24 protein-coding genes, 1 tRNA gene and 1 other RNA gene are annotated in these 25,518 nt (G+C 66.8%); 20 read left to right on the top strand and 6 right to left on the bottom strand.

Annotated features, from left to right (window positions below; genetic code table 11):
• The 15 genes from dapA (at position 1) to dapF (ending at position 14,448) form a co-directional block, all read left to right on the top strand.
• Entirely contained in the window at positions 1–978 is a 978-nt protein-coding gene (gene dapA, locus ACLF6J_RS03540) for a 4-hydroxy-tetrahydrodipicolinate synthase (RefSeq protein WP_029259018.1), read from the top strand.
• A 53-nt stretch (positions 979–1,031) separates the two neighbouring features.
• Complete coding sequence (locus tag ACLF6J_RS03535) at positions 1,032–2,708, top strand: ribonuclease J (protein ID WP_047519292.1); 1,677 nt, start codon at positions 1,032–1,034, stop codon at positions 2,706–2,708.
• Between the two features lie 72 nt (positions 2,709–2,780).
• On the top strand, positions 2,781–3,275 hold the full coding sequence (locus ACLF6J_RS03530) for a GNAT family N-acetyltransferase (protein WP_134353584.1): 495 nt from the start codon (positions 2,781–2,783) through the stop codon (positions 3,273–3,275).
• 74 nt (positions 3,276–3,349) lie between these two features.
• Complete coding sequence (locus ACLF6J_RS03525) at positions 3,350–6,064, top strand: DNA translocase FtsK (RefSeq protein WP_134353585.1); 2,715 nt, start codon at positions 3,350–3,352, stop codon at positions 6,062–6,064.
• On the top strand, positions 6,064–6,642 hold the full coding sequence (gene pgsA, locus ACLF6J_RS03520; protein ID WP_047519289.1) for a CDP-diacylglycerol--glycerol-3-phosphate 3-phosphatidyltransferase: 579 nt from the start codon (positions 6,064–6,066) through the stop codon (positions 6,640–6,642). Before ACLF6J_RS03525 ends, pgsA begins: the two co-directional genes overlap by 1 nt.
• Complete coding sequence (locus ACLF6J_RS03515; RefSeq protein WP_134353586.1) at positions 6,639–7,127, top strand: CinA family protein; 489 nt, start codon at positions 6,639–6,641, stop codon at positions 7,125–7,127. The genes pgsA and ACLF6J_RS03515 overlap by 4 nt, the downstream gene beginning before the upstream one ends.
• A 141-nt stretch (positions 7,128–7,268) precedes the next feature.
• Positions 7,269–7,577: a helix-turn-helix domain-containing protein gene (locus tag ACLF6J_RS03510; RefSeq protein WP_017830901.1), complete on the top strand. Its 309-nt coding sequence runs from the start codon at positions 7,269–7,271 to the stop codon at positions 7,575–7,577.
• A 19-nt stretch (positions 7,578–7,596) separates the two neighbouring features.
• Complete coding sequence (locus tag ACLF6J_RS03505) at positions 7,597–7,821, top strand: DUF3046 domain-containing protein (RefSeq protein WP_047519286.1); 225 nt, start codon at positions 7,597–7,599, stop codon at positions 7,819–7,821.
• Between the two features lie 268 nt (positions 7,822–8,089).
• On the top strand, positions 8,090–9,139 hold the full coding sequence (gene recA / locus ACLF6J_RS03500; protein WP_047519284.1) for a recombinase RecA: 1,050 nt from the start codon (positions 8,090–8,092) through the stop codon (positions 9,137–9,139).
• A 437-nt stretch (positions 9,140–9,576) separates the two neighbouring features.
• The gene (locus ACLF6J_RS03495) at positions 9,577–10,002 is read left to right on the top strand and encodes a regulatory protein RecX (RefSeq protein WP_244093649.1); all 426 of its coding nucleotides are present in this window, start codon (positions 9,577–9,579) and stop codon (positions 10,000–10,002) included.
• A gap of 49 nt (positions 10,003–10,051) precedes the next feature.
• The gene (gene miaB / locus ACLF6J_RS03490) at positions 10,052–11,599 is read left to right on the top strand and encodes a tRNA (N6-isopentenyl adenosine(37)-C2)-methylthiotransferase MiaB (protein ID WP_047519280.1); all 1,548 of its coding nucleotides are present in this window, start codon (positions 10,052–10,054) and stop codon (positions 11,597–11,599) included.
• Positions 11,596–12,522 carry a tRNA (adenosine(37)-N6)-dimethylallyltransferase MiaA gene (gene miaA / locus ACLF6J_RS03485; RefSeq protein ID WP_134353588.1) on the top strand — a complete coding sequence of 309 codons (927 nt, stop codon included), beginning with the start codon at positions 11,596–11,598 and terminating at the stop codon, positions 12,520–12,522. The genes miaB and miaA overlap by 4 nt, the downstream gene beginning before the upstream one ends.
• Before the next feature lie 42 nt (positions 12,523–12,564).
• Positions 12,565–13,092, top strand: a complete 528-nt coding sequence (locus tag ACLF6J_RS03480; protein ID WP_134353589.1) for a dihydrofolate reductase family protein — start codon at positions 12,565–12,567, stop codon at positions 13,090–13,092.
• Positions 13,093–13,094: 2 nt separating this feature from the next.
• Entirely contained in the window at positions 13,095–13,553 is a 459-nt protein-coding gene (locus ACLF6J_RS03475; protein ID WP_131491093.1) for a GNAT family acetyltransferase, read from the top strand.
• A gap of 22 nt (positions 13,554–13,575) precedes the next feature.
• Positions 13,576–14,448, top strand: coding sequence for a diaminopimelate epimerase (dapF, locus tag ACLF6J_RS03470; protein ID WP_421076827.1), 873 nt, complete (start codon positions 13,576–13,578; stop codon positions 14,446–14,448).
• Positions 14,449–14,473: 25 nt separating this feature from the next.
• On the opposite strand, the gene ACLF6J_RS03465 is transcribed toward dapF, so the two are convergent.
• Positions 14,474–15,121 (bottom strand): class I SAM-dependent methyltransferase, encoded by a 648-nt coding sequence (locus tag ACLF6J_RS03465; protein WP_134353591.1) that lies wholly within the window; start codon positions 15,119–15,121, stop codon positions 14,474–14,476.
• Positions 15,122–15,189: 68 nt separating this feature from the next.
• On the opposite strand from ACLF6J_RS03465, the gene hflX reads away from it, so the two are divergent.
• Positions 15,190–16,701: a GTPase HflX gene (gene hflX, locus ACLF6J_RS03460; protein WP_047519270.1), complete on the top strand. Its 1,512-nt coding sequence runs from the start codon at positions 15,190–15,192 to the stop codon at positions 16,699–16,701.
• A 5-nt stretch (positions 16,702–16,706) separates the two neighbouring features.
• Here hflX and ACLF6J_RS03455 read toward each other — a convergent pair whose 3' ends face one another.
• The gene (locus ACLF6J_RS03455) at positions 16,707–17,372 is read right to left on the bottom strand and encodes an SIMPL domain-containing protein (protein WP_134353592.1); all 666 of its coding nucleotides are present in this window, start codon (positions 17,370–17,372) and stop codon (positions 16,707–16,709) included.
• A gap of 140 nt (positions 17,373–17,512) precedes the next feature.
• On the opposite strand from ACLF6J_RS03455, the gene ssrA reads away from it, so the two are divergent.
• Positions 17,513–17,881, top strand: a transfer-messenger RNA (tmRNA) gene (gene ssrA / locus ACLF6J_RS03450).
• A 124-nt stretch (positions 17,882–18,005) separates the two neighbouring features.
• Here ssrA and ACLF6J_RS03445 read toward each other — a convergent pair.
• On the bottom strand, positions 18,006–18,602 hold the full coding sequence (locus ACLF6J_RS03445) for a hypothetical protein (RefSeq protein WP_134353593.1): 597 nt from the start codon (positions 18,600–18,602) through the stop codon (positions 18,006–18,008).
• Between the two features lie 136 nt (positions 18,603–18,738).
• Here ACLF6J_RS03445 and ACLF6J_RS03440 point away from each other — a divergent pair, with 136 nt between their 5' ends.
• Complete coding sequence (locus ACLF6J_RS03440) at positions 18,739–21,639, top strand: HAD-IC family P-type ATPase (protein WP_244093650.1); 2,901 nt, start codon at positions 18,739–18,741, stop codon at positions 21,637–21,639.
• Positions 21,640–21,647: 8 nt separating this feature from the next.
• Here ACLF6J_RS03440 and ACLF6J_RS03435 read toward each other — a convergent pair whose 3' ends face one another.
• Positions 21,648–22,217: a hypothetical protein gene (locus tag ACLF6J_RS03435; protein ID WP_134353595.1), complete on the bottom strand. Its 570-nt coding sequence runs from the start codon at positions 22,215–22,217 to the stop codon at positions 21,648–21,650.
• 21 nt (positions 22,218–22,238) lie between these two features.
• Positions 22,239–23,036, bottom strand: coding sequence for an inositol monophosphatase family protein (locus ACLF6J_RS03430; protein WP_134353596.1), 798 nt, complete (start codon positions 23,034–23,036; stop codon positions 22,239–22,241).
• Between the two features lie 153 nt (positions 23,037–23,189).
• Between ACLF6J_RS03430 and ACLF6J_RS03425 the strand changes: the two genes are divergently transcribed.
• Positions 23,190–23,265 (top strand) — tRNA-Lys (locus ACLF6J_RS03425).
• 197 nt (positions 23,266–23,462) lie between these two features.
• The gene (locus ACLF6J_RS03420; RefSeq protein WP_134353597.1) at positions 23,463–24,995 is read left to right on the top strand and encodes an Ig-like domain-containing protein; all 1,533 of its coding nucleotides are present in this window, start codon (positions 23,463–23,465) and stop codon (positions 24,993–24,995) included.
• A 22-nt stretch (positions 24,996–25,017) separates the two neighbouring features.
• On the opposite strand, the gene ACLF6J_RS03415 is transcribed toward ACLF6J_RS03420, so the two are convergent.
• Positions 25,018–25,500, bottom strand: a complete 483-nt coding sequence (locus tag ACLF6J_RS03415) for a YbaK/EbsC family protein (RefSeq protein ID WP_134353598.1) — start codon at positions 25,498–25,500, stop codon at positions 25,018–25,020.
• Positions 25,501–25,518 lie beyond the last annotated feature (18 nt).

Below are 25,518 nucleotides of genomic sequence, written 5' to 3'. Positions count from 1 at the left end.
ATGACGCACTCGGGCAACCCTTTCGGACAGGTTCTCGTCGCGCTCGTCACTCCGATGACGGCCGACGGTGAAGTCGATTGGCCCGCTGTCGAGAAGCACATCGATGACGTGATCACCGCAGGCGCGGACGGCATCGTCGTGACGGGAACGACCGGCGAGACCTCGACCCTGACGGACCCGGAGAAGCTCAAGCTCGTCGAGGTCGGCAAGTCCGTTTCGGCGGGGCGCGCGAAGATCATCACCGGCGGTGGTTCCAATGAGACGGCCCACGCGATCGAGCTCTACAAGGCCAGCGAGAAGGCCGGCGCCGACGGCATCATGATCGTCACGCCGTACTACAACAAGCCGACGCAGGCCGGAATCCTCACGCACTTCCGGCTGGTCGCCGACGCGACCGATCTGCCGGTGATCCTCTACGACATTCCGGGGCGCACGGGCGTGCCGATCAAGTACGAGACGATCCTGCGGCTCGCGAAGCACCCGAACATCCTCGCCGTGAAGGACGCCAAGGGCGACTTCTCCGAGGTGAGCCGCGTGCTCAACCAGACCGACCTGATGTACTTCTCCGGCGACGACGCGAACGTGCTGCCGCACCTCGCGATCGGTGCCACGGGCCTCATCGGCGTGACGGCCAACGTCGCGGCGGCCCCGTACCGCACGATCATCGATGCGGTGAACGCGGGTGACCTCGCCACGGCGACCGCGGAGCACAAGCGCCTGGAGCCGCTCGTGCGTGCCGTGATGACCCACGTGCCGGGAACGGTCGCGGCGAAGTACATCCTGCACGGACTCGGTCGCATCTCGAGCCCGCGCGTCCGCCTTCCCCTGGTCGGCCCCGAGGAATGGGAGGCCGCGCTCATCGAGGATGAGCTCGACCTCGTGCAGAACGTTCCCGGTGCGGACTTCTCGAACTTCCGACCCGACCGCAATGCGGCTGCGGGTGGTGCCCTGCCGAAGGTGCACGGCACGACGCGCTGAGTCGCGTCGCCACGAACGAACGGACGCGCGGAGTGTCCGACTGAGGAGACAGCATGTCCATTCCCCTGGTAGAACCGACCGCTCTCGACGAAGGAACGCTTCGGGTCATCCCGATCGGCGGACTCGGCGAGATCGGTCGCAACATGACCATGTTCGAGTACGACGGCAAGATCCTGATCGTCGATTGCGGTGTGCTCTTCCCCGAGGAGCACCAGCCTGGCGTCGACCTGATCCTTCCGGACTTCGAGCCCATCCGTGACCGCCTGGACGACATCGTGGGCGTGGTGCTCACGCACGGCCACGAAGACCACATCGGCGCCGTTCCCTATCTGCTCCGGCTCAAGAGCGACATCCCCCTGATCGGTTCGGGCCTCACCCTTGCACTGGTCGAGGCGAAGCTCAAGGAGCACCGCATCAAGGCCTTCACGCTCACGGTGAAGGAAGGTCAGCAGGAGCGGGTCGGCCCGTTCGACCTCGAGTTCGTCGCCGTGAATCACTCGATTCCCGACGCGCTGGCCGTGGCGATCCGCACCCCGGCGGGAATGGTGCTCGCCACCGGTGACTTCAAGATGGATCAGCTGCCGCTGGACGGTCGCATCACCGACCTCCGGGCTTTCGCGCGCCTCGGCGAAGAGGGTGTCGACCTGTTCCTCGTCGACTCGACCAACGCCGACGTCCCCGGGTTCACGCCGACGGAGCGCTCGATCGGCCCTGTGCTCGACCAGGTGATCGCGAAGGCACCTCGTCGCGTCATTGTCGCGAGCTTCTCCAGCCACGTCCATCGCGTGCAGCAGGTGATCGACGCGGCGTACGCCAACGGCCGCCGTGTCGCTTTCCTCGGCCGCAGCATGGTTCGCAACATGACGATCGCCGAGCAGCTCGGCTATCTGAAGGTGCCGGACGGGGTGCTCATCGACTTCAAGAAGGCGCGCGACCTGCCCGACGAGCAGATCGTCTACATGTCCACGGGCTCACAGGGTGAGCCCATGGCGGTGCTGAGCCGCATGGCGAATCTGGACCACGCGATCGAGATCAGCGAGGGCGACACCGTCATCCTCGCCTCCAGCCTCATTCCGGGCAACGAGAACGCCGTCTACCGTGTGATCGACGGACTCACCAAGCTCGGTGCGAACGTCGTCCACAAGGCGAATGCGAAGGTGCATGTCTCCGGACACGCCGCCGCCGGCGAACTGATCTATTGCTACAACATCCTCAAGCCGAAGAACGTCCTCCCCGTGCACGGGGAGTACCGGCACCTGATCGCGAACGCCAAGCTCGCGCAGGACACCGGCATCGCAGAGGAGAACACGATCATCGCCTCGAACGGCACCGTGATCGACCTGAAGGACGGCGTCGCGAAGGTCGCCGGTCAGCTCGACCTCGGATTCGTGTACGTCGACGGCTCCACCGTCGGCGAGATCACCGATGCCGACCTCAAGGATCGTCGGATCCTCGGCGAGGAGGGCTTCATCTCCGTCATCGTCGTCGTGGACGCCGGCACGGGGCGCATCATCTCCGGTCCGGAGATCCACGCGCGCGGTGTCGCCGAGGATGACTCGGTGTTCGACGACGTCACGCCGAAGATCGTCGCGGCGCTCAAGGAAGCGTCGGGCAACGGCGTCCGTGACACCCACGCGTTGTCGCAGGTCGTGCGACGCACGATCGGTCGTTGGGTGAACCAGCGGTTGCGTCGTCGTCCGATGATCGTGCCGCTCGTCATCGAAGCGTGAGTGCAGGGAGTCGTCTCCCCACTCACGGCTGACCGTCATCCCGATGTAACACCGGCGCCCTAGGCTCACGTCATGTACAGGGGTTTCTCCCTCCGCAGGGCGGCGCAGACGGATGCGATGTTCCTCGGCGACATGCTCGTCGAGGCCGCCAACTGGCGTGCCGGGGGAGTGCGTCCTCGGCACGAGGTCTTGACGTCGGCTGAGCACCGGCGCTATCTCGCAGGGTGGAAGAGGTCGGCCGACGACGGACTGGTGGCCACCGGTGAGGACGACGTGCCCGTGGGCGCAGCCTGGTATCGCGTGCTTCCGCAGAATGCGCCCGGATTCGGTTTCGTGGGTGTCGCCGTCCCGGAGCTGATCATCGGGGTGCATCCGCTGTGGCGGGCACGCGGTGTCGGGCGCACCTTGTTACGCGGTGTCGTGGAACTCGCGGGGTCCCAAGGTCACTCGCGGATCAGCTTGAGCGTGGAACGGGACAACTTCGCACGCAACCTCTATCGCGCGGAGGGCTTCGTCGTGGTCGGGCAGGGCTCGGCGCGCGACACGATGGTCCGTGTCACCACCTAGTCGGTGTCCTCTCGGATCCGCGGAAAGCCGCGTCATTACGCGGGGATGTCGGCTGTTGGACGTAACGTGAGAGCATGGCCAGGAGTTCCACGAAGACAGAGCGCGCGTCGACCAGCGCACCGTCGCGCCCCAAGCGGCAGACGGCTCCCAAGGCCCAGCCCGCTCCGAAGAAGTACATCGACGAGGCCGAGAAGCCTCCGATCGTCGTCCGTGCTTGGGTCGGATTGGCACACGGTGTCGGCGGACTCTTCCGCGCGTTCGGGCCGGAGACGCTCGAGAAAGACGATCGCCGCGACGGATTCCCGTTCTTCCTGGTCGTGCTCGCCGTCCTCGGAGCGGTCAACGAGTGGTTCTTCATCGGCAACGAGGTCGCCGCGAACATCAGCGCGTACTCCGTCGGCGGGCTGATCGGACGCGTCGCCTTCGTGATGCCCGTGCTTCTGCTTCTGCTGGCCGGATGGCTGTTCCGCCACCCGTCGTCCGTGCATGACAACGGTCGCATCGGTATCGGGTTCGGGCTCTTCATCCTGACGCTGGCCGGCTTCTGCCACGTGGCCGGCGACGGTCCTCAGCCCAGGGAGGGAATGCTCGCCCTGAGCGAATCCGGCGGCCTCTTCGGCTGGATGCTCGGTCAGCCGCTCAGCTACCTCACCGACATTCCCGCCTACATCGTCCTGTCGCTGCTCGCCGCGCTGAGCATCCTGATCCTCACCAAGACCCCTCCCAACCGCATCGGCTCCCGACTCGGCGACCTCTACGCGTGGATGTTCGACGCCGAGCGCCCGGCGAAGCCGGCGAAGGATGCGGCGATCGACGACGCCGACAAGGTCGACGACCCCGACGTGCTGCCCTGGTGGCGGCGGAACAAGTCCGGGCGCGAAGAAGACCCCGACGAGGGGACCCTCGGTTCCGACGACATCACCGCGCTGCTGACGACGTCCGAGCCGACCCCGGCGTACGACCAGGCGGTCGTCGTCGAGAATCCTTATGACGCCGCCACCGAGGTTCTCTCGGACGTGCGTTCCGTTGCGGATTCCCTCGCCGAGCAGCAGAACACAGCGCTGCTGGATGATGCGTCCGACACCGGCGAGGTCCCCGAGCTCCCCGGCCTGGATGGATTCGGGACCGCGGGCCCGGGGGATCGTGGTCCCCAGGCTCCCGTCACCCCGTACGTCCTGCCGTCTCCGGGACTGCTGGTCGAAGGGCCGCCTCCCGTGATGCGCTCCGAGGCGACCGACAAGGTGATCGAGCAGATCACGAGCGTGCTGTCGCAGTTCAAGGTCGACGCGAAGGTCACCGGATTCTCGCGCGGGCCGACGGTCACGCAGTACGAGGTCGAGGTCGGGCACGGCGTCAAGGTCGAGAAGATCCTGCAGCTGAGCAACAACTTCGCCTATGCGGTCGCCTCGAACGACGTCCGCATCCTCTCGCCGATCCCGGGCAAGAGCGCGATCGGGATCGAGATCCCGAACGCCGACAAGGAGATGGTCGCGCTCGGCGACGTTCTGCGCTCGCCCGCCGCGCAGAAGAGCACGCACCCGATGACGATCGGCGTCGGCAAGGACGTCGGCGGCAACATCGTGATCGCGAATCTCGCCAAGATGCCGCACCTCTTGGTCGCCGGCTCGACCGGCTCCGGTAAGTCCAGCTTCGTGAACTCCATGATCACCAGTCTGCTCATGCGGGCGCGTCCCGCCGACGTGCGCATGGTCCTGATCGACCCGAAGCGCGTGGAGCTCACCAGCTATGCCGGCGTTCCGCATCTGATCACGCCCATCATCACGAACCCGAAGAAGGCGGCCGAAGCGCTGCAGTGGGTCGTGAAGGAGATGGACATGCGGTACGACGACCTCGCGTCGTTCGGCTTCCGTCACATCGATGACTTCAACCGTGCCGTCAGGGCCGGTGAGGTCGAGCTGCCGGTAGGCAGTGAACGCGTTCTCAAGCCGTACCCGTACCTCCTGGTCGTGGTGGATGAGCTCGCAGACCTCATGATGGTCGCCCCGCGCGACGTGGAGGACTCGATCGTCCGCATCACTCAGCTCGCGCGCGCTTCCGGTATCCACCTCGTCCTCGCGACCCAGCGTCCGAGCGTCGACGTCGTCACCGGTCTGATCAAGGCCAACGTGCCGTCGCGTCTCGCGTTCGCGGTCACCAGCGTCACCGACAGCCGGGTCATCCTCGACAGCCCGGGAGCCGACAAACTCATCGGTCAGGGTGACGCGCTGTTCTCGCCGATGGGTTCTTCCAAGCCGTTCCGACTGCAGGGCGCGTGGGTCGATGAGAAGGAGATCGACGCCGTCGTCAAGCACGTCACCCGCCAGGCGCGCCCGGACTATCGTGCCGACGTGCAGGAGGCGATGGAGCCGACCAAGAAGAAAGAGGTCGACGAGGACATCGGCGACGATCTGGAGCTGTTGCTCGCCGCGGCCGAGCTCATCGTTTCGTCGCAGTTCGGGTCGACGTCGATGCTCCAGCGCAAGTTGCGTGTCGGTTTCGCGAAGGCCGGGCGCCTGATGGACCTGCTGGAATCCCGCGAGATCGTCGGGCCTTCGGAGGGTTCGAAGGCCCGGGACGTGCTGGCCACGGCTGAACAGCTGCCGCAGGTGATGGCGAAGCTGCGCGGCGAGGACGTTCCTGCCGCCTCCGCCGCGCCGACGGCACCTGCCGCCCCGCCGGTCCCACCGATGCCTCCGGCCCATGATCCGATCGCGGCCCAGTACGAGGGTCTTCCCGAGGTGGAGGCCGAGGGCGACGAAGACGCCTGGGGCCTGACGGGGCGTGACTGATGGCCATCCCGCGGCAGCTGCCCAATGCCATCACGGTCGCGCGGATCCCGCTCGCCGTCGTGTTCTTCGTCCTGCTGCTGCTCGGAGGAACCTACGGCCTGGCTGAGCCCGGACTGCGCTGGGCCGCTGCGATCATCTTCATCGTCGGCATCTCCACCGACTGGGTCGACGGCTACCTCGCTCGCAAGTACGACATCGTCAGCGATTTCGGGAAGCTCTGGGACCCGATCGCCGACAAGCTCCTCACCGGGGCGGGATTCATCGGTCTCGCGATCCTCGACGAGGTCAGCTGGTGGATCGTCGCGATCATTCTCGTGCGCGAGTGGGGGATCACCATCCATCGCCTGATGGTCGCGAGCGAGCATGTGGTCGCGGCCGCGTGGATGGGCAAGATCAAGACGGCGTTCCAGGGTGTGGCCCTGGGATGGGCGTTGCTTCCCCTGCACGTCCTCATCGGTCTCGAAGCATGGACACTGGTGACGTTCATCCTGATGATCATCGTCTTGCTGCTGACCGTGGCGAGTGGGATCGACTACATCGTGGCGCAGGTGCGCGGATCGCGGCAGAAGAGGGCATGAGCGAGACGAGCGCCGCCGCCGTTCTGTCGGCGCTCGACGAACGCGGGTGGACACTGGGAGTGGCGGAGTCCCTCACCGGCGGGGCGCTGTGCGCAGAGATCGTCTCCGTCCCCGGAGCCTCCGCCGTTCTCCTCGGCGGCGTCGTGGCCTATGCGACCTCCGTGAAGGCGACGGTGCTCGGCGTCGACGCCGAGCTTCTCGCCCGGCGCGGTCCGGTGCACCCCCAGGTCGCGCTGGAGATGGCCGGGGGTGTGCGGCGAGTGGTGAGCGTAGACGATCGGCCCGCGGATGTCGGCGTGTCCACCACCGGCATCGCGGGACCGGATTCGCCGGACGGACAGCCCGTCGGTACGGTGCACATCGGTATCGTGACGCCGAACGGAGCGCACGCGAGAGAATTCCGCTTCCGCGGCGACCGGGATTCGATCCGGACGCAGACGGTGTCTGCGGCGCTCGAAGCACTGCTCGACCTGGTCGCGGAATAGTGTCCGGCCCGGTCGGGTTATCAATGATGTGCTCACATTCAAACCACAGAGTGCAGGGGTAGATTTCGTGCAGGCCAGGCGTACTAGACTGGCTGTCCTATCGGGGGAGACCCCGAACGATCACACGGGGAGGAGGTTCCGATGATTCTTGTACGACAGGAAATCGGCGATGTGCTGAGGGACTTCCGCCTGCAGAAGGGGCGCACGCTCCGGCAGGTTGCAAGCAAGGCGTCGGTTGCGCTCGGCTACCTCAGTGAGGTCGAGCGTGGGCAGAAGGAAGCGTCGAGCGAGATCCTCGCATCCGTCGCCGATGCTCTCGATGTGCCCATCTCGACGATCATGCGCGAGGTCGGAGACCGCATCTCGGTTCTCGAGGGTATCCAGGTCTTCCCGGATGTCGTTCCGGACGACCTCGTGGCGTCGATCGAGCCTCAGCTCTCGTTGCACTGAGCAGGGTGCTGGAGTGACGATGCGTCGTAGCGAGTTTCTGCGCGCGGTCGACACCGAGTTCCAGGCGCGAGCATCGTCATTGGTGAACGATCTCGGACTCTCGGCTCTTCGTGGTCGCACGGCGCTCGAGGCGTTGGCCGACGGGACGCCGCCCCGTGAGATCTGGCTCGCACTGTGCGTGGAGATGGACGTCCCGGAGAACCGGCGTCACGGTGTCGGCCGTCTGGAGCCGCGCGGGCACTGATTCCGTGGGAGATGTCCGCGGGTTACGGCACACGGTGTGCGATCGGCGGCGTGTCGTCGAATATTCGTTCGAAGAGAGCGTAGTCTTCTGCACAGGTGGTTCAGAGCTGTGATTGTCCACCGAACGTGAGTTTGCCGAGACGATGTCGGTGGCCCCTCGTACGGTGGAGAACAAGCCGAAGAGCCATACGCCTTGTCGGAGAGTCACTCCCAACCGGGAGGGCCGCGACAGCCTACAGGCGGCACCACGCGCGCAGAAGGAGCACATCATGCCATCACCCGCAGACCGCGAGAAGTCCCTCGAGACCGCCCTCGCCCAGATCGACCGTCAGTTCGGAAAGGGCTCGGTCATGCGGCTGGGCAGTGATGAGCGCGCCCCCGTTGCGGTCATCCCGACCGGCTCCATCGCGCTCGACGTCGCCCTCGGCGTCGGCGGACTCCCGCGTGGTCGAATCGTCGAGATCTACGGACCGGAGTCCTCGGGTAAGACCACGCTGACGCTGCATGCGATCGCGAACGCGCAGCGCGCCGGCGGTATCGCGGCCTTCATCGACGCGGAGCACGCCCTCGACCCCGACTACGCAGCGAAGCTCGGTGTCGACATCGACGCGCTCCTGGTGTCGCAGCCCGACACCGGTGAGCAGGCGCTCGAGATCGCCGACATGCTCGTTCGATCCGGGGCGATCGACCTGATCGTCATCGACTCCGTCGCCGCGCTCGTGCCGCGCGCCGAGATCGAGGGAGAGATGGGTGATTCGCATGTGGGTCTGCAGGCTCGACTCATGTCGCAGGCGCTTCGCAAGCTGACCGGTGGCCTGAACCAGACGAACACCACGATGATCTTCATCAACCAGCTCCGCGAGAAGATCGGTGTCTTCTTCGGCTCGCCCGAGACCACGGCCGGTGGTAAGGCATTGAAGTTCTACGCGTCCGTCCGGATGGACATCCGTCGTATCGAGACGTTGAAGGACGGGACCGACGCTGTCGGTAACCGCACCAGGGTCAAGGTCGTGAAGAATAAGATGGCTCCGCCTTTCAAGCAGGCGGAGTTCGACATCCTCTACGGCGTCGGCATCTCACGCGAAGGCAGCCTGATCGATTTCGGCGTCGAGCATGCCATCGTCAAGAAATCGGGCTCGTGGTACACCTACGACGGCGACCAGCTCGGGCAGGGCAAGGAGAACGCCCGTACGTTCCTGCTGAACAACCCCGATATCGCTCTCGCGATCGAGACGCAGATCAAGCAGAAGCTCGGTATCGGTGCGCAGCTCGTCGCTCCTGACGCCGCTGACGAGCTCGCCGAGCGTCGTCCGGCCTGATGAATGACACACGTGGGGGCGATTCCGAGCGGATCGCCCCCATCATTCCTCTCTTCGGCGGTGCTCGCCCTCAGGCTGACCCCGGCCGGAGCGCTGCGGCAGGAAGCGACGTGGTCTCGGAAGCCGAGCCCGGCCACACGAACGACGCCGGAGCGTGGCGATCGACGTGGGACACTCCGTCTCGCGGATCCGCGCTCGGGACGACGTCCGATGCGGGCACGCCCAGTGACCGCCATCCCGCCCGAGGAGCATCTGCGAGACCGGGAGCCGGGCGAGCAGGCGAGGCGAGCTCCGGCCCCCGTCTCCATGCGCTCGACACATCTAACGAGGTGTCGGGTGGCGACGAGGTTGATCCGGACGAGGCCCGTACCGCGGCCGAGGAGTCGCTCGTACGGAAGCTGCGATCCCGCTCGCTGTCGGTTTCCGAAGCGCGTCAGATGTTGCGGGGACACGAGCTCGACAGCGCCACGATCGACGAGGTGATCGAAGACTTCGGACGCAGAGGCTACCTCGACGATGCCGCTCTCGCCGAGGTTCTGGTGACGTCGGGAGTAGAGCGGAAGGGGCAGGGGCGCGTCGCACTCTCCCGGGCGCTGGCCCAGCGGGGCATCCCGCGCGAGGTTATCGACGTCGCGCTCGATGAGTTACCCGACGATGACAACGAACGCGCTCTCGAGTTCGCTCGGAGCAAGGCTCGTTCGCTCGCCCGGTTGGACCACGACACGGCGCTTCGGCGTCTGATGGGGCAGCTCTCGCGTCGCGGCTACAACGGATCGACAGCGATGAAGGCGGCGAAGACAGCATTGCAGGAGGCGACGTTCGGCAGGGCGACCTCGGGCGTCCGATTCGTCGACTCGGACTGAGATCCCGACGCGGCACACGCGTGGAATCGGCTCGTACAATGGGTTGATCATGACTATTCCGCGCAGTGAACCGACGATCATCAGTGCGTCGTCGGCGGCCGTCGACGACGACGGGCGACAGCGATCCTACGAAGTCCGCACCTTCGGGTGTCAGATGAACGTGCATGACTCCGAACGGCTCTCCGGCTCGTTGGAGAGCGCCGGCTATGTGCGTGCGCTCGACGGCGCCGAAGCCGATGTGGTGATCATCAACACCTGTGCCGTGCGAGACAACGCCGCCGGCAAGCTGTACGGCACGCTGGGGCACCTCGCCTCGGTGAAGCGACGCAAGCACGGCATGCAGATCGCGGTGGGCGGGTGTCTGGCGCAGATGGACAAGCAGGCCGTCCTCGACAAGGCTCCGTGGGTCGACGTCGTGTTCGGAACCCACAACATGGGCTCGTTGCCCGGCCTCCTCGAGCGCGCACGCCACAACGGTGATGCCGAGCTCGAGATCCTCGAGTCGCTCGAGGTCTTCCCGTCCACGCTGCCGACGAAGCGCGACTCCGCGCACAGCGGCTGGGTATCCATCTCGGTGGGCTGCAACAACACATGCACTTTCTGCATCGTTCCCAGCCTGCGTGGCAAGGAGAAAGATCGTCGTCCCGGCGACATCTTGAACGAGATCCGTCTCCTCGTGGATGACGGCGCGATCGAGGTCACTCTGCTCGGGCAGAACGTGAACTCCTACGGGGTCGAGTTCGGCGATCGTCAGGCGTTCGGCAAGCTTCTCCGCGCGGCGGGCGAGATCGACGGACTCGAGCGGATCCGGTTCACCAGTCCGCACCCCGCGGCATTCACCGACGACGTGATCGATGCGATGGCCGAGACGCCGAACGTGATGCCGCAGCTGCACATGCCGCTCCAGTCCGGAAGCGATCGCATCCTCAAAGCCATGCGCCGTTCGTACCGCAGCGAGCGTTTCCTCGGAATCCTCGATCGGGTCCGCGAACGAATCCCGAACGCGGCGATCACCACCGACATCATCGTCGGATTCCCGGGCGAGACGGACGAGGACTTCGAAGACACACTGCGCGTCGTCGAACAGGCACGATTCTCTGCCGCGTTCACCTTCCAGTATTCGATCCGCGAGGGCACTCCTGCCGCCACGATGGAGGACCAGGTGCCCAAGGAGATCGTGCAGGAGCGGTACAACCGACTGATCGCCCTGCAGGAGCGCATTTCCCTGGAAGAGAACCAGAAGCAGGTCGGTCGCGAGGTCGAGGTGCTGGTGTCGACCGGCGAAGGCAAGAAGGACGCGGAGACCCACCGGCTCACTGGCCGCGCCGAAGACAACCGGCTGGTGCATTTCGAGGTGACCGACGGCTCGGCTCTCCCGCGGCCGGGCGACGTCGTGACGGTCACGGTGACCCATGCCGCACCGTTCCACCTGCTCGCGGATGACCCGACCGGCGCTCCGCTGCGCATCCGTCGGACCCGCGGCGGCGACGCGTGGGATCGCGGGCAGGCCGAGTCCTGCGCGGTCCCGACGCCCGCGGCAGAGGGCGGCCCGCGACCGGTCTCGCTCGGCCTTCCCACGCTGCGCGTCGGAGTGTGAGCGACCCGCGCCTCTGGGCGATCGTCGGGGCGACCGGCACCGGGAAGAGCGAGCTTGCGCTCGATCTCGCGGAGGCGTTGCGTGCTCGGGGCAACCCGGCCGAGATTGTGAACGCCGACGCCATGCAGCTTTACCGTGGCATGGACATCGGAACCGCGAAGCTGCCCGTGGCAGAGCGGCGCGGCATCCCGCACCACCTGTTCGACGTGCGTGAGGTCGCCGACGAAGCGGCGGTGGCCTGGTATCAGCCGGTGGCGCGAGAGGCGATCGGTGCGATCCACCGGCGCGGCGGGGACGCGATCCTCGTGGGTGGATCCGGCTTGTACGTGTCGAGCGTCGTCTACGAGTTCCACTTCCCGCCACGAGACCCTGCGATCCGTGAGCGCCTCGAGCGCGAGTTGGAGTCCGCAGGCCTCGCCGGACTGCTCGAGCGTCTGCGTTCCCAGGATCCTGCGGCGGCGGCGAAGGTCGACCCGCGAAACAGCCGCCGCGTCATCCGAGCCCTCGAAGTCCTCGAGCAGGGGAGCAGTACACACGGTGCCGCCTTGCCGGAAAGGCCCGTGCTGTGGCATCCGCGAACCCGGGTGATCGGCCTGCACGTCGATCGCGCCGACCTGGTGCCTCGCCTCGATGCCCGCGTCGAGCGGATGTGGGAGGCCGGTCTCGTCGCAGAGGTCGCAGGCCTGCGGGAGCACGGCCTCGAGCGTGGTGTCACTGCTCCGCGAGCCATCGGCTATGCGCAGGCCTTGGCCCAGCTCGACGGGGCTCTGAACGAAGCCGCCGCCATCGCTCAGACGCAAGCCTTGACCCGCCGTTACGCACGTCGGCAGGTCTCGTGGTTCAAGCGGTACCCGGAGCTCGAGTGGTGGACCGCACCCGCGGACGCGGAGGCGCTCCTCGGAGCCGAGACCGCACCGTCGTGACCGACCGCCTTCGATGTCGGTGAGTGGTGGGAGGCTGAGGGCATGGTCACCCATTTCTTCACCGCCTCCAGCCTCGACGGGTTCATCGCGACAGACGAGCATTCGCTCGATTGGCTGCTGACACAGGATGTCGATCCCGATGGTCCGATGGGGTACAACGCGTTCGAGAAGAACATCGGCGCCCTGGCCATGGGGTCATCGACCTACGAGTGGGTCATGCGACACGAGGAGGGTCGATGGGGCTACAGCCAGCCGACCTGGGTGTTCTCCCACCGTGAACTCGAACTCCCGAAGAACGCCGACGTGCGGCTGACCCAGCAGGACGTGCGGAGCGTTCATGCCGAGATGTCGGCGGCGGCGGGCGATCAGGACATCTGGATCGTCGGCGGGGGAGACCTCGCGGGTCAGTTCGCCGATGCGGGGCTGCTGGACGAGGTCTGGGTGCAGTATGCGCCCGTGACGCTGGGCTCCGGCGCACCTTTGCTCCCGCGCAGGCTCGACCTCGAGCTCCTGGAGGTCGCGCGCAATCGGAACTTCCTGTGCGGACACTATTCCGTGGTGTCCAGGTGAGCGTGTCGAACGAGTCGCCGACCGACGGTGCGGCGGACTGGGCCGTCCGTCGGTTCGAACGCGTTGATACGGACGCCGTCGTCGCTCTCTGGGAAGAAGCCGGGCTCACGCGGCCGTGGAATGATCCGCGTGTCGACATCGAGCGCAAGCTCGCCGTGCAGCCCGAAGGGTTCCTCGTCGCGGTGACGAAGGACGACGAGGTGATCGGATCGGTGATGGCCGGGTATGACGGTCATCGAGGGTGGCTCTACTACCTCGCGACGGCAGCGTCTCACCGTGGCCTCGGAATCGCGCGAGCACTGGTGGCGGAGGCCGAGCGCGTGCTCGAGGCGATGGGATGCCCGAAGGTGCAACTGATGGTCCGAGAGGGCAATGAACACGTCCTCGGCTTCTACGATGCCCTCGGGTACGAGCGGTTCACCGTGGCCAACACGGGAAAGCGTCTCGTCTCCGACGCCTAGCCCCGCTCTCTAGACTGGGGGCATGGTCGCATTCACCAAAGGGCACGGCACGGGCAACGACTTCATCATCATCGCTGACCCCGACGGGGCACTCGATCTGACGGTGGAACAGGTCACCGTCCTCTGCGACCGCCACTTCGGAATCGGTGCGGACGGCATCCTCCGCGTCGTCCGATCCGAGGCGATCGCCGATGGCGAGACCGCGCTGGCGGAGGAACCTGCTGCCGAGTGGTTCATGGACTACCGGAACGCCGACGGTTCGCTCGCCGAGATGTGCGGCAACGGCATCCGGGTGTTCGCGCACTACCTGGTTCGCTCCGGTCTCGCGACCATCGAGCCAGGATCCACCCTGCCCATTGGTACGCGGGCCGGCGTGCGCGACGTGACTCGAAGCGCGACCGGATACCAGGTCGACCTCGGCCGCTGGAAGCTCTCGGGCGACGACCCGCTCGTGCGTGTCGACGGGCTCCCCGTCACGCGTCCCGGCCTCGGGATCGATGTCGGCAATCCGCACGTCGTCGTGGCGCTCGCCTCGGAAGCCGAGCTCGCCGGCCTCGAGCTGCACCGCGCACCTGATCTCGATCCTTCGCTTCCCGAGGGGGCGAACGTCGAGTTCGTCGTGCCAGGGGAGCCGCTCGTGCGCGATGGCGTCGGACACGTGAGCATGCGCGTCCATGAGCGGGGTGTGGGCGAGACCCTCAGCTGCGGTACCGGCGTCGCCGCGACAGCGCTGGCCGTGCGCTACTGGGCGGGGGAGAAGGCGCCGAACAACTGGCAGGTGGAAGTGCCGGGCGGCAGCCTCGGCGTACGCATGTTCCCGGCCGAGGACGGGGAGCACGTCGCGCTCTCAGGCCCGGCCCAGCTGGTGTTCCAGGGCGAGGTCGACCTCGTCTGACCGTCGTCCAAGACGACGGCGACGGTCACAACTCGGAGAGCGCGATCGGCTCCGTCGGGGGCGTGCCGTGCTTGCGGACCTTCAGAATCCGGTACCCCTTGCCGGTGGCGGTCCGGAAGACGCTGTAGCCCGGATGGAACGTCGCGCCGATCCAGCGTTGCAGCGAGTCGGCCCCGAGGTTGCGCTGCACCACGAGCCACGCGTCGCTGCGCTCGTCGAGTCGCGGGATCCACCGTTCCAACAGTCCGTGGAGCTCGTTCTTGCCGACGCGGATGGGCGGATTCGAGCGGATCGTGCGGAACGACACGTGCGCGGGAACATCGTCGGGCAGAGATGCGTTGACATTGGTGAGCCCGAGAGCAGCCGCGTTGCGGCGGACGAGATCCAGGGCACGCTCGTTCACGTCGACGGCCCACACCGTCGCATGGGGAGAGGCGAGGGCCATCGAGATCGAGACAGGACCCCAACCGCTCCCGAGGTCGAGAAGGTCGCCGCCCGGGGGAACCGGAGGCGTGTTGGCGAGGAGCACTGCAGTGCCGGCGTCGAGACGATCCGGGCTGAAGACACCACCGGCGGTGGTGAGTTCGAGCTCTCGACCTGCGAGTGATACGCGGATCTTACGAAGGTTCTCGGGGCTTGCCGGGGCCGCAGTGAAGTAGTGATCGGACCCCATAGGGCGAGCGTACCGGACAGCGCGGGCTAAGGTTAAGGCTCGCTACGAAACCCAGAGACAAGGAACGGATGACGGAGACCACCACCCCCTCCACCGACGATCACACCGTCGATCGCGTACTCGCGAGCGCAGAGAAGCGTTCCGACGTGCACGTGTTCGGCGCAGCACAGGCGCTGCAGGATGAATCGACGGCCTCCCACGGCAGCACCGATGGCGCGCAGTGGGACCTCGAAGACCGTCACGCGCTTCGTCGCGTCGGCGGGCTTTCGACAGAGCTCGAGGACGTCACCGAGGTCGAGTACCGGCAGCTGCGTCTGGAGAACGTCGTCCTCGTCGGTGTGTACCCACAGGGCGCGCAGGAGGATGCCGAGAACTCTCTCCGTGAACTCGCGGCGTTGGCGGAGACCGCCGGTGCCGTGGTGCTCGATGGCGTACTTCAGCGCCGGCCGCATCCCGATGCCGCCACGTATCTCGGTCGCGGCAAGGCGCAGGAACTCAAGGACATCGTCGCCGCCGTGGGCGCTGACACCGTGATCGCCGACACGGAGCTCGCGCCGAGCCAGCGTCGTGCTCTCGAAGACGTCGTCAAGGTCAAGGTCATCGACCGCACCACGGTGATCCTCGACATCTTCAGCCAGCACGCGAAGAGCCGTGAGGGCAAGGCCCAGGTCGAGCTCGCGCAGCTGGAATACCTGCTTCCGCGTCTGCGCGGATGGGGTGACTCGATGAGTCGTCAGGCCGGTGGGCAAGTGGGCGCCGGCGGCGCGGGCATGGGCTCGCGCGGTCCCGGTGAGACCAAGATCGAACTCGACCGTCGGCGGATCCGGACCAAGATGGCTCTGCTGCGGCGCCAGATCCGAGACTTCGGTCCGGCTCGTGAGGCGAAGCGCGCCGAGCGCAAGCGCAACACGATTCCGTCGGTCGCGATCGCGGGGTACACGAACGCCGGCAAGTCGAGTCTCCTCAATGCGCTCACGAGCGCAGGGGTGCTGGTCGAGAACGCGCTGTTCGCGACGCTCGATGCCACGGTACGGCGATCCGAGACGGAGGACGGACGCGTGTACACGTTGACCGACACCGTCGGATTCGTCCGTGATCTGCCGCATCAGCTCGTCGAGGCCTTCCGTTCGACGCTGGAAGAGGTCGGCGAAGCCGACGTCGTGCTCCACGTCGTCGACGGCTCGCACCCCGACCCGGCGGGTCAGCTTCAGACCGTGCGCGACGTGCTCGGTGATGTCGGCGTACGGGATCTGCCCGAGATCGTGGTCTTCAACAAGGCGGATCTGATCGACGAGGACGAGCGTCTGGTGCTCCGCGGCCTCCAGCCGCACGCGCACTTCGTGTCTTCACGGTCCGGCGAGGGGATCGCGGAGCTGCGTGCCGCCATCGAGGACGCACTCCCCAAGCCGGCAGTCGAGGTCCACGCGGTGATCCCCTACGATCGCGGCGACCTGGTCGCCGCGATCCACGAGTCCGGGATGTTGCTCGCCGTGGATCATCGGGAGGAGGGTACCGCCGTTCATGCTCGGGTGTCCGAGCGTCTCGCGGCGGAACTCGCTCCCTTCGCGACGCCGGAGTGATCCCCTCAGCGGGCGAGGAAGCGGGCCTCGACGGTCGCCGAGATGACGATCTCGTCCGGTTCGTACTCCATCGCGGGGCCGGCGTCGGCAGCGAAAGCGACACCTCCGCGCGCCTTCATCAGCGGCGCCTCTGCGGAGCCCTGACCCTTCGAGATCAAGCCCGCGTCGGCGATCTCGAGAGGGGTGACCTGCTCCAGTCCGAGCGCCCCGGCATACGCCTGAGCCCGTGTGACGGCGACGCCGACAGCCTCCGCAGCGACCTCTTGTTCGACCTGCGTCCGGGTTTCGGGGGTCAGATGCCACTCGACCCCGCCCACCTCGACGCCGTCCCACGGCGAGATGTCGGAGGCCCAGATCGAAAGCTCGGATGCTTCCGCGAAGGTCGCGGTGAAGTCGACGCTGGCGTAGAACACGGGTGCGAGGCGCTTGCCGTCGTTGCTCCACGGCCGCTCCGCACGCACCGAGAGACGAGTGCTGGTCCAGTCCACGATGCTGCCCGTGTCGGCTCGCTCGGTGATGCTGCGTCGCACAGGGTCGGCCAGCCGCATCACGTGTTCGACGACGACCGTCCGCTCCGGGCCCTCGCTGCGGACACTCACGCGGATGGTTGCTCGCTCCGGTGCGACGCGCCTCTCGTGCTCGCCGCGGACGGTGACGGTGACTTCACTCATGCGCCGACTCTACGCCAGCTCATCACGCCCGGCGGAATGGCGGAGAGCCGTCGAACGTTGTAGTCTGAGATGCTCGGGTGTTCGTCATCCGGGTTGGCAATTCCATAGTGTGACAACGGCTCCTTCGAGAGAAGGACCACGGGGCTGATCGGTTTCGACAGCGCCTGTGAATCCACGAGAAGCGGGCCGAGGATGCAGAGTTATCTCGTAAACGCTCTCTGCAAAAAATAGTTGCCGAAACCAAGCGCAACGACTTCGCCCTCGCTGCATAAGCGAGCCCGATAGTCCGTCAGGCCGTATGTGATTCCGATACGGATCCTGGCGTCATCTAGGAATCTTGCTGCGTGATGGCGTCTGGACGTCACGTGGGACTCTTCCCAGGCTGGGCTCGTCGACTTAGGTGTCTGTGACAAAGGTCGGAGCCGAGCAGAACGTCTTCACAGACTGCGCCCGGAGAAGGCGTGGAGACTCAGCGTTGGACGGGGGTTCGATTCCCCCCAGCTCCACCACGTCGTTGTCACAGGAATTGAAGCCCGCCTCCCTCGTAGCCACGAGGGAGGCGGGCTTCGCTGTGTGTCCGGCTTCTCATCCGCCAGCGCGGTCCGGTTGTCGTGCAGACCCGAGACGATTGCCTCACACCACTTGGGTGTAGGGCACTGTCATGACCGCGTCGACGTAGCCGGGTGCGGCGAAGCGGATCGTGATGATGCCGTCCCAGAAGGAACTCCCGCCGTTGGGCGTCTCCGCGCCGTACATGATCGGCAGCGACGTGTCGCCGTCGTAGATGGAGACGGTCGGGATCGAAGTCGTACCAGCTGGGGCGGAGGCGCTGAGGATGACGGTCGTGTGAAGCTGGTTGTCCGGTGCCCCCTGCAAGTAGGTCCAACCCGTGACTCCGGCCTCGATGGGCGGCGTGCCGCCGCCGTAGATGTAGAGGCCCTGCGCGCCGGCGTTGCCGCCCGTGCCCTGCCACGTGATCGTCATGGTCACGTCGGTCGGAGCCGGTGCGGCCGGGGAGAGAGCGAGCTGCCCGGTGAGCGTGAACTCCGAGCTCCACTGCGGACCGGTGAACGTGAGGACGACGCCGCTCGCGTCGAGGGCTCCTCCGCTCGCCGCGTGCGCGGGGGCGGCGACAGTCACGGCAACGACGGGCACAGCCCAGGCCGCGGCGCCGATCACGGTGCGGCGAGAAAGCGCTGAGCGCGCGGGGACGGGGCTCTGTTCGGGCACGGGGCATCCTTCGGTACGGGGTGGAGCGGCCCGACAGCTGAGGCCTCGGCGCCTGGAAGACGATAGCAGAGACGAGTAGCCGGTCAGCGAGACCCGGCCGCTGTGGATGGCGGGGCAGGGACCTATATTGAGTTCTGTGGAGTCGACGACCGAAACTGACACGAACGGTCTGACGCGCACGGAGGTCGCAGAGCGTGTCGCGTCCGGGAAGACGAACGCGTTCTCGGCGGACACGAGCCGAAGCGCGTGGAGCATCGTGCGGGCGAATGTGTTCACGCTCTTCAACGGCATCGTCTTCGCCTGTTTCCTCGTGCTGTTCCTCGTGGGGCGCTGGCAGGATGCGCTGTTCGGACTCGCTGCCTTCGCGAACGCGATCATCGGATGCGTGCAGGAGTTCCGCGCGAAGTCCGCGCTCGACCGCCTCGCGCTGATGAATGCGCCACGAGCGTTGGTGCTCCGAGAGGGCGTGCAAGCCGAGGTCGCACCCGGCGAAGTGGTCCTGGACGATGTGCTCATCCTGCGCGCCGGCGAACAGGTGCCCGCTGATGCCCGCATCCTCACGTCGCATGGACTCCAGATCGACGAGTCGATGCTCACGGGCGAGTCGGATCCGGTGGAGAAGCAACCGGGCGACGATGCTCTCTCGGGTGCTGTCGTCGTCGGCGGCGAAGGGGCTGCGCAGGCGACCCGAGTGGGGGCGGACTCGTACGCGAACCGCTTCGCCGGCGAGGCCAAGCGCTTCTCCCTCGTCTCGAGCGAGCTCCGCGCTTCGGTCGACCGCGTTCTGAAATGGGTGAGCTGGGTGATCGGCCCGGTCGGGTTGCTGGTGCTGAACGCTCAGATCATCGTGGGTGGCGGATACGCCACGGTGTTCTCGAGCGGCGCATGGGTGCAGGCGGTCGTGAACACGATCGCGGCGCTGACCGCGATGATCCCGCTCGGCCTGGTGCTGATGACGAGCATCGCCTTCGCCGTCGGGGCATCGAGACTCGCGCGTCGACAGGTGCTGGTCAATGAGCTCCCCGCCGTCGAGGGCCTCGCGCGCGTCGATGTCGTGTGCCTCGACAAGACCGGTACCCTGACGGTCGGGGAGATCGGCTTCGATGCGGCGCATCCCCTCGCCGGAAGCACGACGGAGCTCTCCGGCACCGCCGCGGCGGTGACGGAGCTCTCCGGCACCGCCGCGGCGGTGCTGTCCTGGTTCGCCGCCTCGCCGGATGCGAACGCGACGGCGCGATCGATGGGCACGGCGTATCCGGTCACGCAGCCCCTCGTCGTGCGCGGATACGTTCCGTTCTCCTCGGCGCGCAAGTGGAGCGCGGTGACGTTCTCGGAGATCCCCGGGGCCTGGGTGATGGGGGCACCCGAGATGGTCTTCGGAGACGCGGCGACGTCGGACGCGACCGAGCTCGGACGCATGGTCACCACCCTCGCTGAGACCGGTCGGCGCACTCTGGTCCTCGGTCGTTCTGAGACGCCGCTGTCCGAGGCGGACATCGAGTCCGAGCAGCTTCCGAGTGAGCTGACGGCCGTCCTCGTCCTCACTTTCCGCGAGCAGGTCAGGCCCGACGCGGCGCAGACCCTCGAGTACTTCACACGGCAGGAGGTCGGCATCCGGATCATCTCCGGTGACAACCCGCGCACGGTGGCTGCGATCGCCCGGGAAGTCGGCCTCGACGTCGCGGAGGGCTACGACGCACGGCGGCTGCCGGAAGGTGACGCCGAACTCGCCGACGTCCTCGATCGGCACTCGGTCTTCGGGCGCGTCACCCCCGAGCAGAAGAAGCGCATGGTCACGGCGTTGCAGAGCCACGGGCACACGGTCGCGATGACGGGCGACGGCGTCAACGATGCCCTGGCGATCAAGGCTGCGGACATCGGCATCGCCATGAACTCCGGATCGCCCGCCACCAAGGCGGTCGCCAGGCTCGTCCTCCTCGACGGACAGTTCTCGCACCTGCCCGATGTCGTCGCGGAAGGGCGTCAGGTGATCGCGAACATCGAACGCGTGTCGATGCTCTTCCTGAACAAGACCGTGTACGCGACACTGCTCGCGATCATGTTCGGGGTGCTCGTGCTCGAGTTCCCCTTCCTGCCGCGCCAACTGTCGATCACCGATGGCCTGACGATCGGCATTCCCGCCTTCTTCCTCGCACTCATGCCCAACGCGGCCCGGTACGTGCCGGGGTTCCTGCGACGTTCGCTGAGCTTCGCGATCCCTTCGGGAGTCGTGGTCGCCCTGGGCCTGACCTGGTACACGTTCGTCGCGCGAGGCCTCGGAGTCCACGAGGAACAGCTGCGCACCGGCGCCACCGTGATCCTCGCAGTGGTCGGGATCTGGATCTTGGCGGTGCTCGCACGCCCGCTCAACCGGTTCAAGGTGATCGTCGTGGGGGCGATGTTCGTCCTGCTGATCGCGGTCTTCACCATCCCGCTCGCCCGAGAGTTCTTCGTACTGGTCGACCCGGGTGAAGACCTCGCCATCGCGCTCACGGGGATCACGATCGTGATGGTCGCCGCGATAGAGGTGGTGCGTCTGCTTCATCGCCGCCTCGTCCTGAGCCCGAAGACGGCCACGACCACGCGGGTCGGCGCGCGGCCGTCGACGGCGACGACCCCTCCGGCTCGCGTCGTTGCGGGCATCATCACGACGGTGGTCGTGGTGCTCGCGTATGCGTTCGGTGTCCTCGCGACGGGCTTCGGCATCCTCGTCTTCCTCGGTCGCTACGACCCGGATGTGAGCACGTCGGCGTTCTCCCTCGCCGGTGCGGCGATCGCCTTGTTCGGCCTTCTGGTGCTCGCGGTCGCTGCCGGAATACGTCGTGGCAGTGGACTCTCGCGGCTCATGCTCACGATCTTCCTCGGGGTCGCCATCGCGCTCAACGCCGTCGTCATCGTCTTCGGCGATCGGTGGGACTGGGGTGCGGCGGTGACGGTGCTGGTGGCTGCGACCCTCATCGCGCTGATGTGGTCACCCCCGGTCGCGCGGGGATTCGGACGCATCAGAGAGAGCTCGATGGGCGCCGCGCGGCCGTAGCGACGTCTTCAGCCCGTCCACTCGACGAGGATCAGGCCCTGCCTGGTGTCGGCGAACTTCACCCATCCGTCGCCGAACAGGTAGGTCATCCCATACCCGTCCGCATCGGTTCCCATCGAGTACTGAGGGTCCTCGGTGAAGTAGACGCCCGCGGCGTCGTCTTCACGCTTCCACCCTTCGGCGAGGAGACCGGCCTGCGCGTCGGCGGCTTCTTCGGATGTCGTCGGCGACCAGCCGTAGAGCTGACCGTGATCGGAACCGACGCTGTAGTCGGCCCAGAAGCACAGCAGGCCTTCGGTGAGTTCGACGCCGCCCACGACGAACTCCTTGGACTGTGCGGTCCATCCGGCGTCCGTGAGAGCGGTGACCGTCCCCGCCGAGATCATGGACTCGCACGTGAGCTCCTCGGCAGGAGGCTCGGGCGCCGTCGATGCTGCCGGCTCGGGAGTCGCCACGGGACTCGGGGTCACTCGATCCGGAGTAGGCGTGGCCGGCGACGCCTCCGGTGCCGCGCACGCAGTCAGAGCAGCGATGAGCAGCACGACGCCCGCGGTGGCGGACATGATGCGCGTCTTCATCGCGGGCCCCTTTCGTCCGGATCAGTCGTTGATGAGTGTCAGGAAGTCTTCGTGGAGACGGCCGTTGGTTGCGAGTGTCGAGCGCGCCGAGATCGTCTCGTCTCCGTCGACGGCGGTCATCCGGCCACCCGCTTCTCGGACGATCGGCACGGCGGCGGCGATGTCGTACTCCTTGACGCCGAATTCCGCGACCATGTCGATGCGGCCCTCGGCGAGGAGCATGTACGCGTAGACGTCACCGTAGGCGCGGTCACGCCAGACCCGTGCGCCGATGCTCAGCAGGGTGTCGAGACGACCGGCGTCCGCCCACTGCGCGATGCTCTGGAAACTGACGCTGGCGTCGTCGAGGGAGTCCACCGCCGAAGTCTGCAGCCGTCGGGGCTCGCCTTCGGTGGCAGTCCAGGCTCCGCCACCCGTGGCCGCCCACCAGCGGCGACCGAGAGCGGGCATACTCACGACGCCGACCTGCGGCACTCCGTCGATCGCGAGCGCGATCATCGTGCCCCACAGCGGGACGCCACGGAGGAAATTCGCTGTGCCGTCGATCGGATCGATGATCCACTGGCGGTGGGTGCTTCCCTGTGTGCCGAACTCCTCACCGAAGATGCCGTCTTCGGGGCGCTCGGCTTCCAGGACGCGGCGGATGGCGCGCTCGGTGGCGAGGTCGGCATCCGTCACGTGGGAGTTGTCAGCCTTGGTCGAGATCTCCAGATCGGCGGCGTCGAAGCGGGGGAGCGACTGGGCGTCGGCGGCATCGGCGAGGCGGAGTGCGAGTTCGAGATCGCTGCGAAGGGAGTCGGTGAGGGGGGAGTCGGTCACGGTCTCAGAATAGTCGTCACGACGGCGTGGCCAGAGTGTCGAACGGCCAGGTTTCCGCGTGAGTCGGCGGCGGCGCGCCCGAGGCGACCCCGATTTCACATGGGGTCCGTCGGCTGGTAATGTAATTCCTCGGTCGGGGTTCTCCCGGGCCACGCACCTCTAGCTCAATCGGCAGAGCAACTGACTCTTAATCAGTGGGTTCTGGGTTCAAGTCCCAGGGGGTGCACCAGAAAGGTCTTGAAACTCTCGCCAGTTTCAGGACCTTTCGTCGTTCACGGAGATCTCCCGACGGATTTCCGGGAACCCGCGTAACGGAATCGGCAGGACGTCGTCTCTCCCCGTGGGGATACGCCGCACCTCGTACGGATGCGCTGCTGTATGACAGCAGGATCCGGGTGTGGCGTGTCAAGAGAACTGGGGAGAAACGTGAACACACATCCTGGACGTGCACGCGCACGCCGAACGACCATCACGGCCATCGCCGCGACAGCGCTCACCGCTGTCATGACGTTCGTGGGCGCCGGAGCGGCGACAGCCGCGGAGTACGACTATCCCGCGGCCATCGACGCGGCATCGATCACCGTCACGACGATGAACGGTGGATCATCGGTCACGCAGTACCAGCAGATCCGTGTCGATGCCGAGTGGGCGGTGCCGGACGGCGCCGTCGGCGGGCAGACGTTCGGATTCACGCTCCCGAGCCAGCTCGGACGCGCCGGGATGACGTTCTCGGTGCCGTCCGTCGAGGATCCGAGTCAGACGGTCGCCGAATGCACCGTGAGCGCCGACGCCGCTCCCGTCGTCACCTGCACGCTCACAGACTTCGTGAACGGACGCACGGGGGTCAACGGATCGCTGTGGTTCGCAGCCAGCGCTGACGAACAGACGACCGAGAGCACGGTGGAGTTCGTCGTCGACGGCAAGATCACGCCCGTCGAGGTCCCCGGTGGCGGGATCGGTCCGGCGTCGCCCTTGCCCACGGAACCGCAGAAGTGGTCATGGCAGACGGCCGACGGCAGGATCGCGTGGCAGCTGGTCCTTCCCGGCGCACAGTTCCAGAACGTCGATTCCCTCGTCATCCACGACATGCTGACCACGGCCGACGACCAGTTCGCCGAGCATCACAACGAAGATGGGGCGCTCGTCGTCTGGAGCACGGACGGACTCGACCAGGACGCCAAGGACGTGTCGAACTGGACCGGCGGCTGGAACGCGGAGGGAACGGGGTTCGATCTCGTGATCCCCGGGCCGATCGACCCGACGCGCACCTACTTCGTCAAGTACTTCACCGTGCCGAGTTCGCAGGCCGCCGGCGCTACCTACGGGAACGTGGCCGACGTGAACGGTCTCACGCTGCGGAATGACCTGGCATGGCGCGTCACGGGCGGGGGCACAGGCGACGGCAGCGCGTCGGGTGACTTCACGCTGACCAAGGTTCTCGAAGGATCGGGCTCGTCGGAGGTTCCGGCCGACGCGGTCTACACGGTCCGCTACAGCTACGGCGAACCGGCGGTGGAGCGGACGCTCACGGTGGCTGCCGGAGAGGCGACGTCTCGAATTCCGTTGCCTGCGGGTACCGTCGTCACCCTCGTGGAACTCACGCCTCCGGCCGTCGAGGGGGTCGAGTGGGGTACGCCAGTGTTCTCCGGCAGCGGCGTCAGCGGGCATGCTGACGGGTCAGCCCAGTTCACGATCGGCGGGGGTGCGACCATCGCGATCACGCTCACGAACACCGCCACGGTGACGCCGCCGGTGGTTCCGCCGACCACGCCCGACACGGTCACCCCGCCCGACGCGGTCACTCCGCCGAACGAGCTTCCGCTGACGGGGCAGGGATCACTGGCCACAACCGGTGGCGACGTGCCGGCGGGATACCTCTGGGGCGGGGGAGCAGCGCTCCTGCTCGGCATCGCTCTGACGGTGTTCGCTGGGGCACGGGCCCGCCGACGCCAGGAGTGAGACGCAGCGCGGTCGACCCGTGCTACGCGACGGGGATGACGGCCCCGTTCGTGATCACCCGAAGCTGCTCGAAGGTGAGGGGCATCACGGTGTGCGGGTGACCGGCCGCAGCCCAGAGCTCGTCGTGATCCTGGAGCGCCTCATCGAGGAAGGTGCGCAGCGGCGCGGGGTGTCCGACGGGCGCCACGCCGCCGATCGCCTGGCCGGTAGCGGCGCGGACCACGGACGCCGGTGCCATCGAGATCTCCACCGCCCCGATGCTCTCGGTCAGGACGGCGAAGTCTGCGCGGTGTCCGCCGCTGGTCATGATGAGGACGGGTTCGCCATCGGCGAGGAACACCAGGCTGTTCGCGATCGCCGCGACGTCACATCCGATCGCGGCCGCCGCTTCGGCCGCCGTGCGCGCCGAGTCGGGAAGGACGCGGATCGTGGTGTCCACGCCCGCATCGACCAGGTGCTGCTGCACGAGCCTGCTGCGTTCCGGGAGGAGGGTGCCTTCGCTCATCGCCCCACGATATCCAAT

It is taken from the genome of Microbacterium sp. IO18, assembly GCF_049099505.1.
GTDB classification, from domain to species: domain Bacteria; phylum Actinomycetota; class Actinomycetes; order Actinomycetales; family Microbacteriaceae; genus Microbacterium; species Microbacterium aurugineum.
The sequence above is the reverse complement of the archived record's forward strand: the minus strand, read 5'-3'. Positions and strand labels throughout refer to the sequence as shown.